This is a genomic window from Streptomyces sp. NPDC060002, from assembly GCF_042737245.1.
GTDB lineage: Bacteria > Actinomycetota > Actinomycetes > Streptomycetales > Streptomycetaceae > Streptomyces.
On record NZ_JBHWUW010000007.1, the window covers coordinates 131,160 to 146,006 of the forward strand.

At 72.4% G+C, this 14,847-nt stretch carries 13 protein-coding genes; 5 read left to right on the forward strand and 8 right to left on the reverse strand.

Translation table 11 applies throughout. The annotated features are described in order from the left end of the window. Positions 1–5: 5 nt before the first annotated feature. Positions 6–248 carry a DUF397 domain-containing protein gene (locus tag ACFWBD_RS09505; protein ID WP_351765040.1) on the forward strand — a complete coding sequence of 81 codons (243 nt, stop codon included), beginning with the start codon at positions 6–8 and terminating at the stop codon, positions 246–248. A gap of 164 nt (positions 249–412) precedes the next feature. Further along, the gene (locus tag ACFWBD_RS09510) at positions 413–910 is read left to right on the forward strand and encodes a hypothetical protein (RefSeq protein ID WP_062646030.1); all 498 of its coding nucleotides are present in this window, start codon (positions 413–415) and stop codon (positions 908–910) included. Positions 911–916: 6 nt separating this feature from the next. On the opposite strand, the gene ACFWBD_RS09515 is transcribed toward ACFWBD_RS09510, so the two are convergent. Both ACFWBD_RS09515 and ACFWBD_RS09520 read right to left on the reverse strand, forming a co-directional pair. Further along, on the reverse strand, positions 917–2,845 hold the full coding sequence (locus tag ACFWBD_RS09515; protein WP_385665001.1) for an N-acetylmuramoyl-L-alanine amidase: 1,929 nt from the start codon (positions 2,843–2,845) through the stop codon (positions 917–919). Between the two features lie 243 nt (positions 2,846–3,088). Continuing rightward, positions 3,089–4,228, reverse strand: coding sequence for an aminoglycoside phosphotransferase family protein (locus ACFWBD_RS09520; protein WP_385665004.1), 1,140 nt, complete (start codon positions 4,226–4,228; stop codon positions 3,089–3,091). Positions 4,229–4,461: 233 nt separating this feature from the next. On the opposite strand from ACFWBD_RS09520, the gene ACFWBD_RS09525 reads away from it, so the two are divergent. Continuing rightward, positions 4,462–5,973, forward strand: coding sequence for a hypothetical protein (locus ACFWBD_RS09525; RefSeq protein ID WP_385665007.1), 1,512 nt, complete (start codon positions 4,462–4,464; stop codon positions 5,971–5,973). Positions 5,974–5,998: 25 nt separating this feature from the next. Here the strand turns inward: ACFWBD_RS09525 and ACFWBD_RS09530 are convergent, their stop codons facing one another. Beyond that, on the reverse strand, positions 5,999–7,387 hold the full coding sequence (locus ACFWBD_RS09530; protein ID WP_385665010.1) for a PP2C family protein-serine/threonine phosphatase: 1,389 nt from the start codon (positions 7,385–7,387) through the stop codon (positions 5,999–6,001). A gap of 349 nt (positions 7,388–7,736) precedes the next feature. Here ACFWBD_RS09530 and ACFWBD_RS09535 point away from each other — a divergent pair, with 349 nt between their 5' ends. Beyond that, entirely contained in the window at positions 7,737–8,150 is a 414-nt protein-coding gene (locus ACFWBD_RS09535; RefSeq protein ID WP_385665013.1) for an SsgA family sporulation/cell division regulator, read from the forward strand. Between the two features lie 10 nt (positions 8,151–8,160). On the opposite strand, the gene ACFWBD_RS09540 is transcribed toward ACFWBD_RS09535, so the two are convergent. The 3 genes from ACFWBD_RS09540 to ACFWBD_RS09550 all read right to left on the reverse strand — a co-directional run bounded on the left by ACFWBD_RS09540 (position 8,161) and on the right by ACFWBD_RS09550 (position 10,734). Next, on the reverse strand, positions 8,161–9,186 hold the full coding sequence (locus ACFWBD_RS09540; RefSeq protein ID WP_385665017.1) for a Gfo/Idh/MocA family protein: 1,026 nt from the start codon (positions 9,184–9,186) through the stop codon (positions 8,161–8,163). A 116-nt stretch (positions 9,187–9,302) separates the two neighbouring features. Further along, positions 9,303–10,397 (reverse strand): chemotaxis protein, encoded by a 1,095-nt coding sequence (locus ACFWBD_RS09545; RefSeq protein ID WP_385665019.1) that lies wholly within the window; start codon positions 10,395–10,397, stop codon positions 9,303–9,305. Between the two features lies 1 nt (position 10,398). Next, the gene (locus tag ACFWBD_RS09550) at positions 10,399–10,734 is read right to left on the reverse strand and encodes a hypothetical protein (protein WP_385665022.1); all 336 of its coding nucleotides are present in this window, start codon (positions 10,732–10,734) and stop codon (positions 10,399–10,401) included. A 134-nt stretch (positions 10,735–10,868) separates the two neighbouring features. Here ACFWBD_RS09550 and ACFWBD_RS09555 point away from each other — a divergent pair, with 134 nt between their 5' ends. Continuing rightward, on the forward strand, positions 10,869–11,651 hold the full coding sequence (locus tag ACFWBD_RS09555) for an alpha/beta fold hydrolase (RefSeq protein ID WP_385665024.1): 783 nt from the start codon (positions 10,869–10,871) through the stop codon (positions 11,649–11,651). A 63-nt stretch (positions 11,652–11,714) separates the two neighbouring features. Here the strand turns inward: ACFWBD_RS09555 and ACFWBD_RS09560 are convergent, their stop codons facing one another. Together ACFWBD_RS09560 and ACFWBD_RS09565 are read right to left on the reverse strand one after the other, a co-directional pair. Beyond that, positions 11,715–13,205, reverse strand: a complete 1,491-nt coding sequence (locus ACFWBD_RS09560) for a glutamate synthase-related protein (RefSeq protein WP_385665027.1) — start codon at positions 13,203–13,205, stop codon at positions 11,715–11,717. Continuing rightward, positions 13,206–14,825: an alpha/beta hydrolase gene (locus tag ACFWBD_RS09565; protein ID WP_385665292.1), complete on the reverse strand. Its 1,620-nt coding sequence runs from the start codon at positions 14,823–14,825 to the stop codon at positions 13,206–13,208. Positions 14,826–14,847: the final 22 nt, after the last annotated feature.

Sequence of the window (14,847 nt, forward strand, 5' to 3'; positions counted from 1 at the left end):
CGGACGTGGCCGAGAGCACCATCCAGCAGCAGCCGCTCGCGGGCTGGGACAAGCCGGAGCTGGACCTCAGCAGCGCCGAGTGGCAGTCCAGCAGCCAGGGGCGGGGGGATGTCCAGATCGCCTTCGTCGAGGGATTCATCGCGATGCGCAACAGTGGCCGCCCAGCGAGCCCTTCCCTGATCTTCACGCCCGCAGAGTGGGGCGCGTTCGTGTCGGGGGCGCGGGAGGGGGAGTTCGACCTGACCTGAGACCGGTACCGGCCGTCCGCCGGCACGGTGAGCCTGCCCGGGCGGGGGCCCGGGCGGGCAGGCGTCGTCGGCCGCCACCACCCGGGGAGCAACGGCGCCCCGGGACGACGAACCGCGTCCCTCCCGGCGGTCGCCGGACGGCGCTGTCCACGTACCATGGCCGCATGTCGTTCCTCCGCCGCCGCAGCGCCACTCCCGCCGGGCCCGACTTCGACGTCCTGGCCATGGATCCGGGCGACTGGCCCGGCAATCTGGGTGCCGGGCTGCTGCCCGCCCCCGACGGCAGTTGCCAGGGCGTCTTCCTGCGCTACGACCTCTTCGGCGGCCGCGGCCCCGCGATGATCATCGGCAATCTGCCCGAGGGCTCCCCGGCCCGAGAGGTGGAGGAGGGGGAGGTCCCCTTCGAGGTCGCCCAGCTGCTGCTCGCGCTGGAGAACGACGAGGAGGTGACCGTCGTCGGCACCGAGGACATGCCGGTGATGCAGGGCGACAACCTCCTGATCGTGCGCCGCCTCAAGCTCTCCGAGGGCCGGATCTCCTGCGTGCAGTTCGACCGCAGCGACAACGTCCTGGTGACCATCGCCGCCTGGGACCGCCCCATCACCGACGACCTGTACGCCCTGCTGAAACCGCTCCCGGCGGAGCTGTTCCAGCAGGGCTGAGGCGCGCTACGACATCGACGACATCAGCTGCACGTCCGCGGCCCGCACGAACGCCACCCGGTGGCCGTACTGGATCTCGTAGTACTGGTCCTCGCCGATCACGACCTGGTGCGAGCCGGTGGCGAAGCCGACCGCGTAGTAGTACTCGCCCGGCACCTTGTCTCCGACCACGTACCTCTGGCCCTTCGGCAGGGTGTACGGGAGCGGTGACACCGCCTGGGCCGGGACGCCCGCCGGGTAGGCCGACGCCTCCGGGTAGGCGCGGCCGTAGACCGGAACGCTGTCGAGGCCGTCCTTCGGAGTGATCACCTGGCCCGCCGCGGGGACCGCCGTCGGCTGCTCCTTCGGGTTGTGGAACCACGCCTTCTGACCCAGGTACCAGATCGCCGTCCAGTCACCCCACCGGTCGGCGACCGCGTACTGCTGGCCGCTGGACACCCGCGACGAGGTGTCGTTCACGCCCGTGGTCGGGGCCGAGCCCTGGCCGATGTCCTTGATCAGGGCCGACCTCTCGTCGTGGTCGGAGTACAGCCGCACCGCGCCGGAACCGTGCGCCGCGCACGGCCTGCCCTTGGTGACGCAGTCCGTGTACACCGGCTGGTTGGCGCGGTAGTCCGGCCGGATCGTCACCAGAGCGCCACTCCTGCGGGCCGTCGCCGCGAAGGGCCGGTCCAGCAGCTCGAAGTAGTGCCGCCAGTCCCAGTACGGGCCCGGGTCGGTGTGCATCCCGGAGACGGTCGCGCTGGTCGGCCCCGGCACGTTGTCGTGGCCCAGGATGTGCTGCCGGTCCAGCGGGATGCCGTACCGCCCGGCCAGGTACTTCACCAGCCGCGCCGACGACCGGTACATCGCCTCCGTGTACCAGGAGTCCGGCTGGGCGAGGAAGCCCTCGTGCTCCAGACCGATCGACTTGGCGTTGACGTACCAGTTGCCCGCGTGCCAGGCCACGTCCCTGGCCTTCACATGCTGGGCGACATGGCCGTCTGTGGAGCGCAGGGTGTAGCTCCAGGACACATAGGTGGGGTCCTGGACCATGTTCAGCACCCCCTCCCAGCCACCCTCGGTGTCGTGCACGACGATGTACTTGATGCTCGGCGCGGCGGGCCGGTCCCCGAGGTCGTGATTGCCGTAGTCGTTGTCGCCGAACTGCTCGTAGGGCGCCGGGATCCACTCGCAGGACACCGTCGTCGGACACTCCGTGCCGGCCGTGGAGGCCGTGCGCAGCCCGGTCTTCCGCAGCTGGGCGGTCCGCGGGGCCAGCTCCGGCACGGCTGCCAGGGCGACCGGCCCGCCGGCGTCCGTGACGCGCTCCGCGCCGGTGCGGAGCACCTCGTAGACGTCGTCGGCGTAGGCGCCGGCCGTCGCGCTGTCGTCCGCGCCCGAGAAGCGCGCCACCGCGCCGTACCAGTCCGCCGGGTCGGCGCTCAGCGGCTCGCCGAGACTCTGCTGCGCGGCGGCGAGGAGCGCCGCGCCGCCCGCGATGTTGGCCGAGGGGTCCGTGCGCAGCTCCTCGGCGCTCAGGCCGGTCAGCTCCGCCGCCCTCGGCAGGGTCCGCAGCCGGGCCGGGAGCTCGTCGACGGCCGGGAGCCGAGTCTGCGGTACCCGGGCCGGGCGGGCGGAGTCGCCGCGGGCGTCCTCCGCGCCCTGGCTGTGGTGCGGGGCCGCGGCGAGCGCCGTACGGGCGTCGGTGAGGTGCATCGGTCCGTAACCGCCGGTCACGCTCGGCGCTCCGGCGTGCGTGTCCCAGCGGGACTGGAGGTAGGAGACGCCCAACAGCAGGCTCCGGGGCACGCGGTACTCGGCGGCCGCGACGGCGAAGGCACGCTGGAGGCCGGCCGCCGTGGCGGCCCTGCCGGCCGGGGAGACCGAGGGATCCGTGGCCTCGGCCGGGGAGGCCGCGCCGAGCAGCGGGAGCAGCAGAACCGCCGACGCCATGGCGCCTGCGGCTCTACGGGTGTGTCTGCCAGGTCCGGGGTGGGTGACGGGTTTTCGCAAGGCGGCCTCCTGGGAACGAGCGGGCGGGCGTGCGGGGCCGGACGTGAACCAACTGTCACCGGCTTGCCGACAACCCGTCAATCATGCCCACAGACAGGAGATCCACCTCGTCAAGACACCACTGACGCACCCCGGGGGGCCTGCGGTACGCCGCCGTTCAGGCGACCGCGGACCCCCGTCCCCTCAGCGGGTGCCGACCGCCGCGCGCACGGCCCGGCGGGCCAGCTGGCAGTCGTCGTGCAGCCGTCGCAGCAGCAGGCGCTGTTCCTCGCCGGACGGCGCGCCACCCGGATGCGCGCCCGGGGCCGTCGGGGTGACGTCGTGCATCGAACGCTGCACGGCCGTCTCGTAGGTACGGATCTCGCGGGTCAGGACCAGCATCAGGTTCACCAGGAAGGCGTCCCGTGAGGCGGGGCCCGCCGACTGGGCGATCTGGCTGATCTGACGGCGTGCCACCGGCGCGTCGCCCAGCGCCGACCACAGCGTCGCCAGGTCGTAGCCCGGCAGATACCAACCCGCGTGCTCCCAGTCCACCAGCACTGGACCGGCCGGTGAGAGAAGGATGTTCGACAGGAGGGCGTCGCCGTGACAGAACTGGCCCATGCCCTGCCGGCCCGCGGTGGCCGCGATGCCGTGCAGCAGCTTCTGGAGGTCGCCCATGTCCCGGTCGGTGAGCAGACCCAGCTCGTGATAGCGGGAGATACGGGCGGCGTAGTCCAGCGGGGCGTCGAACGTCCCCGCCGGGGGCCGCCAGGCGTTGAGCCGGCAGACCGCGCCGAGTGCCGCCCGGACGTCCGCGCGCGGCGGGGCCTCGGTGGGGTGCCGCTGGAGTGCCGCCACCCGGCCCGGCATCCGCTCGATCACCAGGGTGCAGTTGTCCGGGTCCGCCGCGATCAGTCTCGGCGCCCGCACCGGGGGGCGGTGCCGGACGAACGTGCGGTACGCGGCTATTTCGTGCCGGATCTGCTCGGCCCACACCGGGGAGTGGTCGAGTAAGCACTTGGCGACCGCCGTGCTGCGGCCGGTCGTGCCCACCAGCAACACCGAGCGTCCGCTGCGGCGCAGCACCTGGACCGGGGTGAACTCCGGGCAGATCCGGTGCACGGACGCGATCGCCGTGCGCAGTTGGGCGCCCTGGGCGCCGGACAGGTCGAGTCTTCCGCTGAGCGGTTGCGTGCCGAGCCCCGCGGGGCGCCGGGTCGGACCGGCGCCGAGCGCGGTGCCCGCCGACCGCGCGGCGGGGTCGAGGTAGGGGCCGCCGCCGCCCGGGCGGGTGTGCAGCGACCGGGGCGGGGCGGACACGGAGGACGATGCTGCGTACATGGGAGAAACAGATCCCTTCGTGTGCCGGACGTTCAGAACGCTGCCCCGACCGGTCCTTTCGGTTACACCCTGGGGAATGTCCCTCGGCGACCGGGTCGGGGTGGCGCTTTCCTACCTGACACCCGTCGCCCAGTGGCACACCATCTGGCGCACCCTGGCGAACCCTGGCGAATAGTCGCCCGGCAACTTTCACCGGGCTACTGTCAACTCAGCCGAGAACCTGGGGGCTTGACGTGAGCGGACAACCCAACACCCGCCTCTCGGACCTGTTCGGCCTGGCCGGCTGGTCCAAGGGGGAACTCGCGAGGCTGGTCAACCGGCAGGCGGCGGCCATGGGCCACCCCCAGCTGTCGACCGACACCTCTCGGGTGCGGCGCTGGATCGACATGGGAGAGATCCCGCGCGATCCGGTGCCGAGGGTGCTGGCGGCTCTGTTCACCGAGCGTCTCGGCCGTGTCGTGACCATCGAGGACCTCGGTCTGGTCCGGCACGGGCGTACAGGGAAACGGCCCGGCGGCGGGAGTGCGGATCATCCCGACGGTGTGCCGTGGGCGCCCGAACGGACTGCTGCGGTCCTCACCGAATTCACGGGAATGGACCTCATGCTCAACCGACGCGGCTTGGTGGGCGCGGGTGCCGCGCTCGCCGCGGGATCAGCTCTCAGCAGTGCCATGTACGAGTGGCTGCACACCGACCCCACCCTCTCCTCCGACGCTCCTGTCATCGACCACCCCCTCCTCCACCATGCCGACCCCGCCGGGTTCGACCGCTACGAGGCCGCCCCCATCGGAAAGGAGGAGGTGCACGAACTCGAGCGCTCGGTGGAGGTGTTCCGGGCCTGGGACGCGGCCCGCGGGGGCGGGCTGCAACGCAAGGCCGTCGTGGGACAGCTCAACGAGGTGGGCGGCATCCTCGCCTACCACCACCCCTCCCATCTCCAGCGGCGCCTGTGGGGCGTCGCCGCCAACCTCGCCGTCCTCGCGGGCTGGATGTCGCACGACATCGGTCTGGAGCCCACGGCCCAGAAGTACTTCGTCATCGCCGCCCATGCCGCACGAGAGGGCGGTGACCGGCCGCGGGCCGGCGAGGCGCTCTCCCGGGCGGCCCGTCAGATGGTCCACCTCGGACGGCCCGACGAGGCCCTCGACCTGATGAAGCTCGCCCAGTCCGGATCCGGCGACGACGCGACCCCGCGTACCCGGGCGATGTTCCACACGGTCGAGGCCTGGGCGCAGGCGTCGATGGGCAAGGGCCAGGCCATGCGCCGTACCCTCGGCCGGGCGGAGGACCTCTTCGTCTCCGACAAGGGCGACGTCACACCGCCGTCCTGGATGCAGACCTTCAAGGACGAGGATCTGTACGGCATGCAGGCGCTGGCCTACCGCACGCTGGCCGAGTTCGAGCCGCAGGCGGCCGCGCACGCCCAGTACTACGCGGAGCGGGCGCTGGCGCTGCGCGTCGACGGGCGGGAACGGTCGAAGATCTTCGACCATCTGTCCATGGCGTCCGCCTGCTTCATCGCCGACGACCCCGAGCAGGCGGACCGGTTCGCGCGGCTGGCCCTGATGTCGATGGGGTCGAACTCCTCCCGGCGCACCTGGGACCGGCTGAGCCAGATGTACCGGCTCACCGCGGAGTACGCCAACTACCCGAGGATCAGCGAGCTGCGTGAGGAGATCAGGCTGGCGCTGCCGAAGCAGAAGGGCAGCAGGGGGAGCAAGGGGGGCAACGGCGCTCAGGTGTGAGCGGGTTGTCGTCGGTCGGTCCCACTCACCGGGTGACCCGGGCGACGAGTACGCAGGCGTCGTCGGCGCGTTCGCCCTCGCCGCACTCCTCCACGACCATCCGCACACACTCCTGTGCGGTGCGCGCCGCGTCCAGACGAGGGGCCAGGCCCAGGAGGCGGTCGGCGGGTGCCAGCCCGTCGGTGTGCAGCAGGAGCAGGTCGCCTTGTTCGAGGGTCTCCTCGGCCTGCCCGTAGACGGCGCGTGCGGTGGCTCCGAGGAGTACGCCCTCCGGTGCGTCCAGCCGGCGTCCCGTCCCGTCGCGGAACAGCAACGGGACGGGGTGTCCGGCCTGCGCCCACATCAGGGTGCGGGTGTCCGGCCGGTAGCGGCAGCAGACCGCGCTGCCCAGAGCCGGTTGGACCGTGGCGTCGAGTAACTGGTTCAGCCAGGACATCAGTTGGGCGGGCCGGGTGCCCGCCATGGCCATTCCGCGCAGGGCGCCCAGCAGCATCGCCGTGGTCGAGGTGACGGTCGGGCCGTGGCCGGTGAGATCACCGACGCTGAGCAGCGTCTGCCCGTCGCAGAGTTCGAGCGCGTCGTACCAGTCGCCGCCGATCTGTGAGGTCGTCGCGGCGGGCAGGTAGTGGGCGGCGAGGTCGAGGGAGCGGGGGCCCTGGTGCGGCAGGCGCGGGGAGCCGCGCCACGGCGGCAGCACGGCCTCCTGGAGCTCCACCGCGAGCCGGTGTTCGGTCTGGGCGTGGTGTCGCTGCCGCTGGAGCGAGTCACGGCTCTCGCGCACCGCCCGCTGGCTGCGGCGCAGTTCGCTGACGTCCCGCAGCACGGCCCACATCGAGGTGGTGCCGCCCTCGGCGTCGAGTACGGGCTCGCCCATCATGTGCACGGTGCGGCGGTCGCCGTCCGGGCGCACGACGCGGAACTCGCCGTCGATCGGCCGGGCGTCGATCAGGCAGTCCGTGACCATGGCCGTCAGCCTCGGCCGGTCCTCGTCGAGGACGAGCGCGGGCAGTTCGTCGAGGGTGAGCGGGGGAGCGGCGGGGTCGCGGCCGAGGATCCCGTAGAGCTCCTCGGACCAGACGGCCTCGTCCGTCAGCAGGTTCCACTCCGCGCTGCCGACCCGGCTGAGCAGCGACTCGCGCCGGGGCGCGGCGGGCGCGTGCTCGGCGGCCGGCACGGGCGGCGGACCGTCCCGCAACTGGGCCAGGTGCGTGTCGAGGTCGTCGAGTTGGTGCAGCGCCAGGTCGTAGAGCGCGCGCTGCCAGCGGCCCTGCGGGTCCCCTGTGTCGCCGCGGGCGTCCTGCCGTACGGCGTTCATGTCGCCCTTGAGCCGCCGGGTCTGCGTGATCAGCGCGTCGACCGGGCCGCGCCCCGGCGGCTGGGCGGCTGAGCGGTCCGCAGAGACATGGGGCGGCATGACGCACTCCGATGCGGGACGGTACGGCGAAGGCTGGCACAAGGGCCGTTACGACTGTTGCACAGCCCGCGACGGTGTGTAAGGGATTTGGCAACACACGATTCAGTGGTGCTTCTGGCATATGCCAGTGTCTTCAATGAGGGGTGGCGGGAGGTGGTCGGCGGGCCCGGGAAGCACCTCAAGTCGTAGGTGACGTACGTGACTTGAGGGACTCCTGAGGGGGTCGAAGGGGCCATCGGTCGGGTGTTCGGAGGGCTGATGTTCCAGGCAAGGGCCGCTGTGACGCAGGTCACGTGAATTGGACACTGCTTTCGCGTAATGCAAGTGGCCCCTGCGAGGTCGTACTTGCATGGACATCACTCTGGAACAACCCGTCCGCGCCCGCCTGATCACCGCGGAGGACCAGGAGCTGCCCGTGCCCGCCACGCTCCGCTACGACTCCTGCGACCCGTTCGCCGTGCACGTCGACTTCCCGCCGGAGGTCTCACTCGCGGGCGAGGCGGTCACCTGGACCTTCGGCCGGACCCTGCTGGAGCAGGGCGTGAGCGGTCCGGCGGGGAGCGGGGACGTGCACATCTGGCCCTGTGGGCCGGTCCGTACGGTGGTGGAGTTCCACTCCCCGCTCGGCCTGGCCCTGCTCCAGTTCGACACGGGTGCCCTGCGCCGGTTCCTGCTGCGCAGTTACGCGGTGGTCGCGGCGGGCCGGGAGGATGTCGGCGCCGCCGTCGACCAGGGACTGGAGGCCCTGCTCGGCAATGTCTGAGCCCCGGGTGTCAGTGACCGCCCGCGGTGTACAGGACGGGGCGCGGGGCGAGTTCGACCGCGACGCGCGTATCGCTCTCCAGGGACCGGATCCCGGCCTCGGCGACGGCGGAGGCCGCGTAGCCGTCCCAGACGGTCGGGCCGGTGACCCGACCGCGCCGGGTGGCGTCGACCCAGGCCTGCACCTCGCGGTCGTAGGCGTCCGCGAACCGCACGAGGTAGTCCTGGGGCACGTCCGCGCCGGCGGTGCCCCGAACGGTGACGAGCATTCCCTGGTCGTCGCCGATCCGTGCGCTGCCCGCCTCGCACACGGCCTCGCAGCGAACCTGGTAGCCGAAACCGCAGTTGACGAAGACCTCCACGTCGACCAGGGCGCCCCCGTCGGTCTCGAAGAGCACGAACTGCGGGTCGAGCAGGCCCTGCGGGGCGCCGGGGGAGGGGCGCGGGCGCCGTACGGTGACCGCGGTCAGCTCCTGGCCGAGCAGCCAGCGAGCCGCGTCGATCTCGTGCGACACCGAGCTGTCGATCAGCATCGCGCTGGTGAAGCCCGGCGGTGAGGAGACGTTGCGGTGTACGCAGTGCAGCATCAGCGGCCGGCCGAGCCGCCCGTCGTCCAGCAGCGACTTGAGCCTGCGGTACCCGGCGTCGTAGCGCCGCATGAACCCGATCTGCGTCAGCCGCCGTCCCAGCCGGGCCTCCGCCTCCAGCACACGCAGCGCCCCGGCCGAGTCCGGCACCATCGGCTTCTCGCACAGCACCGGGAGCCCGCGGGCGAAGGCCGCGAGCAGGGCCTCCTGGTGGGCGGGACCGGGCGAGGCGATCAGCACGGCCTCGACGCCGGGCGCGTCGAGCGCGGCCTCGACCTCCGTGTGGACCGTCACGCCCTCGATTCCGGCCACGGCCCCCTTCGCGCGCGCGGCGTCGGGATCGGCCACTGCGGCGACCCGGGCTCCGCTCACCACGCGATCGAGGCGACGTATATGGTCGGCCCCCATGTGGCCGGCACCCAGTACGGCCACGCCCAGCAGGTCACTCACGCGTACTCACCCCCCGGTCGACGATCACGCCGTAGCGTACGCCGCCGGGAAAGCCGCCGAACGGGCCCCCGACCAGGGCAACCCGCCGAGCCGCCACAGCGCGGGTCGGTCGCGGGTCAGTAGCGCAGCACGCCCGCCATCCCGTCCGCGTCGCCCAGTGTGCCGTCGGGCACGAAGCGCACCTCGGCGCCCGTCTCCAGGCACTGCTCGACGATCTCGTCCACGATGTCGTCGCGGGCGTCGAGGTCGCCGCTCGGGGCGGGGACGAGATGGTCGCCGCCGTCGCGGACCGTGACCCGGTAGTTCTCCTCGACGGCCAGCAGCCGGATCCGGCCCTCCCGCGCGCTCTGCCAGAGCTCGTCGACGCCGGCCGCGAAGGTCTTGTGTCCACGGGCCGAGTCGAGTTTCCGGGCGACGGCCGCGCTGTCGCGGCGGCCCTCCGCCTCGTGCAAGGGGCGCACCGCCTGCCACACGGCGTCGGGTGTGCCGTGGGAGAGGCCGCCGTGCGCGACGTGCACCGCGCCCCGGGTGACTCCGCCCAGCTCGTCGAGGAGCGACAGCGCCGCCTGCTCGCCGGTGACGTACAGCGGTCGCGGGTCCTCGCGCAGCAGCCTGCCCAGGGCGGTGTCGGCCTCGCGCAGGAAGTGGCGGGTGCCTTCGTCGCGGAACGTGCTGGGCGAGTCGCCGATCCGCTCCATGCGCTCGGCGTCGAAGTTCGGCTGACTCCTGACCAGGGGGAAGCCGCCGGCGTGTACCTCGGTGACCCGGTCGGTGCCGCCGTTCCACAACGTGACGTGGCCGGCGGAGACCGACAGCACCCAGAACGGCCGATCGGCGGCCTGGGCCGAGACGAGGTTGCGGGTCAGGAAGGTGTCGGAGAGCACGACGCGTTCGGGGACGGCACGGGCCAGGGACCACACCTGGTGCTCGCCCGGGGCCGCGTAGATGACCAGGCCGTCCTCGGTGTGCGCCAGGTCGACCTCGGCCAGGGCCAGGTCGAGCTGGTCGGCGACGTCGGCGCGCCGCTCGCGGCTGACCGCAGGGTCGGTCTCCAGCTGTTTCTTCGCCTCGGCCACGACATTGCGCAGCCGGACCCGGTCCTGGGCGTTCTCGGGTTCCCGCCGGTGCGTCGGCGTCAGCACGGACACCGCGGGATAGGGGCGCGGGCGGCGCAGTTCGGAGAGGGTCGCTGGGCTCAGTGCGTGCTCCATATCAGCACGATAGGTCCCAATCGACGTTCAGGCATTTGGGGCAATACAAATACATGTCCGGGTGTATACGTGGTTGAGGTCGCAGCGGCGGCCGGCGGGCGTTCCCCGGCCGCCGGCGCACCACTTCCGTCGCTCCGTCGTAGGGCACCCTGCCGCAGACCGAGACCGAGACCGAGACCGAGACCGAGACCGAGACCGAGACCGAGACCGAGACCGAGACCGGGCTTCGGCCGGCCACCGCGAAGCTGAGCCTGCCGACGCTCACCACCATGGTCGTCGGCTCGATGGTCGGCGCCGGCGTCTCCTCCCTGCCGAGCTCGGGCGCGGCAGCGGACACCGCGTGACCTGCCCCCTGGTGCGCGATCCCGTGGAGTTCTGATCGCGATCTCGCAGGCGCCGGACGGTGACGGCGACCCCTTCGGGCGGTTACCGTACGCGTCAGTAACCGGGACCGCACCGCAGGAGGCACCCATGCCGCAGCTCGAAGTCGACGGCGCAGCACTGACGTACGACGACGAGGGCCCGCGCGACGGCGACGGCGTGCCCCTGGTGTTCGTGCACGGCTGGACGGCGAACCGGCACCGCTGGGACCACCAGGTGGCGCACTTCGCCGAGCGGCGCCGGGTGATCCGCTTCGACCTGCGCGGGCACGGCGAGAGCAGCGGCGCGGGCGTGAAGACGGTCGCCGAGCTGGCGACGGACCTGCTGGCCCTCCTCGACCACCTGGAGATCGAACGGTTCGTGCTGGTCGGTCACTCGATGGGCGGGATGATCTCGCAGACCGTCGCCCTCTCCCACCCCGCACGGGTGGAGCGCATGGTGCTGGTGAACTCCATCGGCAAGATGACCTACAGCCGGGGCAGGGGCCTGCTGATGGGCGCCTCCACCCTCGTCCCCTTCAAGCTGTTCGTCGCCACCAACATCCAGCGGGCCTTCGCCCCCGGCTACCCCCGCGAGCAGATCAGGGCGTACATCAAGTCCTCCGCGGACACCCCGCGCGAGGTGGTCATGACGCTGTACGGCGCCATGCGTGCCTTCGACGTGCTGGACCGGGTCGGCGAGATCCAGGCCCCGACCCTGATGATCCACGGCTATCACGACATCCAGCTTCCGGTGCGGCAGATGCTGCGCATGGCCAAGGCGTATCCGGACGCCACCGTCCGCGTCCTCGACGCGGGCCACGAACTCCCCGTCGAGAAGCCGGCCGAGCTGACGGCGGCGATCGACGCCTTCGTCACCGTCAAGCCCTCGTAGCCCTCGTAGCTCTCGTAGCCCTCGTAACTGGCGTAGCCCTCGTGGCCGTCGGCCGCGGGGGCGCTAGCCGAAGCTGTCCGGGTCCGCGGCCTTCCAGTCCGTCGCCCAGGACTCCGGTGGTCCGGCGAGCAGTTCGCCCGGCGCCAGCCACTCGTACAGCTCCGCGTACGAGCGGACCGTGCCCGGCTGCGTCCGCCGGACCAGATGGCCCGGTGTGAGCCCGGCCGGCTCGCGGATGCCCATCGCCGCCATGATCCGGACGGCGTCACGGACCGTCTCGCGCTGGTAGCGCCGGACCCGCCGGGCCGTGTCGGCCACGTTCAGGGCGTGTGCCCGCAGTGGATCCTGGGTCGCGACGCCGGCCGGGCAGGTCCCCGTATGGCACCGCAGGGCGCCGACACAGCCGACGGCGCGCATCATCGCCCGGGCCGCGTTGGTGTAGTCGGCGCCCTGCGCGAGGCGGGTGACGATGTCCGGGCCGGTGGTCACCCGGCCGCTCGCCCCGATCCGCACCCGGTCCCGGAGCCCGACGCCGACCAGGGCGTTGTGCACGGTGATCAGCCCCTCGGTGAGCGGCATACCGAGGTGCCCGGCGAACCCCGCCGGCCCGGCGCCGGTGCCGCCCTCCGACCCGTCCACCACCACGAAGTCGGGTGTCAGCCCCTCCGCCACCATCGCCCCGCACAGCGCGAGGAACTCCCGCCGTGAGCCCACGCACAGCTTGAACCCGGTCGGTTTGCCACCCGCCAGCTCCCGCAGCCGGGCCAGGAACAGCACCAGTTCACGCGGCGTGGAGAACTCCCGGTGCAACGGCGGCGACACCACCGTCTCGCCCGCCGGAACCTTCCGTTCCCGCGCGATCTCGGCGCTCACCTTCACCCCGGGCAGCACCCCGCCGCTGCCCGGCGCCGCCCCCTGGGACAGCTTCAACGACACGCACTTCACCTCGGGCAGCGCCGCCTTGTCCGCGAACTCCCGTGCGTCGAAGCCGCCGTCGGCGCCACGGCACCCGAAGTATCCTGTCCCGATCTCCCAGACCAGGTCGCCGCCGCCGCGCAGATGGTGCTCGGACAGCCCGCCCTCCCCGGTGTCCTGCGCGAAACGCCCCAGCGCCGCACCTCGGTTGAGGGCGAGGACCGCGCGCGACGACAGGGCCCCGAAGCTCATCGCGGACACGTTCAGCAACGCCATGTCGTAGGGCTGGGAGCAGTCCGGCCCGCCCACCCGCACCACCGGCGGCTCCTCGGCCGGCTCGACCGGCCGCAGCGACGGCACCAGATACTCGTGCCCGTCCCGGTCGCCGCCGAACGGCTCCCGCGCGTCGCCGCTCCCGGGAGGCACGCGCACCTGCACCGCCGGATAGCGCAGCCGCCCGACCAGCGGGTGGTTGCGCAGCACGGGGCGGCGGCGCTGGAGCAGGTCCCAGCCGCCCAGACAGGCCGACGCGAGCAGCGGTCCGGCCGCGAGCCACCACCAGGCGGACCGGGCGGACGCGGCGACCGTCGCCCCGGTGGCGAGGAGACAGACGAGCAGCAGCGGCAGGAGCCGGCGCACTCAGTCGTCGTCCTCGTCGGGCCCGCAGGAACTGCCGCTGGGCGGGAGGGAGCCGTACAGCAGGAAGTCGTCGACCTTGCGGTGCACGCACTTGGACGAGCCGTACCCGGTGTGGCCGTCGCCCTTGTTGTCGAGCACCACGGCCGGGGTACCGAGACGCTTCGCCGTCTCCACGGTCCAGCGGTACGGCGTCGCCGGATCGCCGCGGGTGCCGACCAGCAGCATGTCCGGGGTGCTCAGGTCCTTCACCTCATCGCGGATGAAGTCGGTGCCCTTGGGGCGGCCGTAGCACATCAGGACCTCTGTGAGGCGGTACCGGCCGAAGACCGGTGAGGCCTTGTCATAGGCGGCGTGCAGCCGCTTGAGGTCCGCGGTGATCTGCGCGGCCGTGGGCCGGTCGGGGTCGTCGGCGCAGTTGATCGCCATCAGCGCCGCGGGCAGGTTGTCGAGGGGGACGTCCTCCTCGTCGACCAGCGTCCCGGGGGAGGGCTCGCCGCGGCCCGCGGCGCGGAGCGGGAACGGCAGCGGAAGGGCGAAGCCGCCGGTCGCGAAGCTGAGCACCCCGCTGGCGTCGCCGCTCTCGATGAGCTGCGCCAGCGCCCGTTCCAGCAGGGGCCACAGTTCCTTGCTGTACAGCCCCTGTCCGAGGGCGCCGACGAGGTCCTGGCCGGTGAAGTCCGCGCCGAAGTCGGTCGGCAGCGGGTCCTCGTCCAGCGAGCGCACGAGCCGGACGACCTCCTCGCGGGCCACGCGCGGATCCTGCCCGAACGGGCAGGCGATGTCCTTGGTGCACCAGCCGACGAAGTCGTCCAGCGCCACCTGCTGTCCCCGGGCGCCCGCGATGCCCTGCTCGGTGAGCGGCTCGGTCAGGGTGTCGACGCCGTCGAGGACCAGCCGGCCCACCTTGTCGGGGAACCGGGCGGCGTAGACCGCGCCGAGCCGGGTGCCGTACGAGAACCCCAGATAGTTGAGCTTCTTGTCGCCGAGCGCCGCGCGCAGCACGTCCAGGTCCTGTGCCGCGTCGACGGTGCCTATGTGCGGCAGCACCGGTCCGGAGTGCTCGGCGCAGTCGGCGGCGACCTGCTTCAACCGGGTGAGGAGCGCCTGGGGATCGGCGAGGGCCGAGTCGTCGTCCAGGGTGGCCAGCCCGCTGTCCTCCCCGTCCCCGCAGCTGACGGGGGAGGAGCGGCCGACGCCCCGGGGATCGAGGGCGACCACGTCGTAGCCGTCCGTGAGGTTCATGAACTCCTTGCCGCCATAGGCGAGTTCAGGGACCCCCGGGCCGCCGGGGCCGCCGAAGTTGAGCACCACCGAGCCGCGCTTGTCGCCCGTGGCCCGGTAGCGGGCGAGCGCGAGGTCGAGCGTGCCGGTCTCGGGGCGGTGGTAGTCGAGGGGGACGGTGAGGTCGGCGCACTGGAGATCCTTGGGCATGCCGTCGCCCTCGCACGCCGACCACGTGACCTTCTGGCCGTAGAACCGCGAGAGGTCGGGACGGTCGTCCGCGTCGGCGTTCCGGTTCGCGGTCACCGTCGGCAGGCCCGCGCCCAGCAGGGTCAGTGCGGCGGTCGCGGCGAGCGCGCAGCGTCGCAGCCCGGGCGGCGTCGGCAGCTTGACCAGCATCAGTGCCTCCAGGGACGCCCGC

What these genes read in the sequence shown, in the direction of transcription:
- ACFWBD_RS09510 (WP_062646030.1), top strand. Translation starts at nt 413, where the DNA reads ATGTCGTTCCTCCGCCGCCGCAGCGCCACTCCCGCCGGGCCCGACTTC.
- ACFWBD_RS09515 (WP_385665001.1), bottom strand. Translation starts at nt 2,845, where the DNA reads ATGGCGTCGGCGGTTCTGCTGCTCCCGCTGCTCGGCGCGGCCTCCCCG.
- ACFWBD_RS09520 (WP_385665004.1), bottom strand. Translation starts at nt 4,228, where the DNA reads ATGTACGCAGCATCGTCCTCCGTGTCCGCCCCGCCCCGGTCGCTGCAC.
- ACFWBD_RS09530 (WP_385665010.1), bottom strand. Translation starts at nt 7,387, where the DNA reads ATGCCGCCCCATGTCTCTGCGGACCGCTCAGCCGCCCAGCCGCCGGGG.
- ACFWBD_RS09535 (WP_385665013.1), top strand. Translation starts at nt 7,737, where the DNA reads ATGGACATCACTCTGGAACAACCCGTCCGCGCCCGCCTGATCACCGCG.
- ACFWBD_RS09545 (WP_385665019.1), bottom strand. Translation starts at nt 10,397, where the DNA reads ATGGAGCACGCACTGAGCCCAGCGACCCTCTCCGAACTGCGCCGCCCG.
- ACFWBD_RS09555 (WP_385665024.1), top strand. Translation starts at nt 10,869, where the DNA reads ATGCCGCAGCTCGAAGTCGACGGCGCAGCACTGACGTACGACGACGAG.
- ACFWBD_RS09565 (WP_385665292.1), bottom strand. Translation starts at nt 14,825, where the DNA reads ATGCTGGTCAAGCTGCCGACGCCGCCCGGGCTGCGACGCTGCGCGCTC.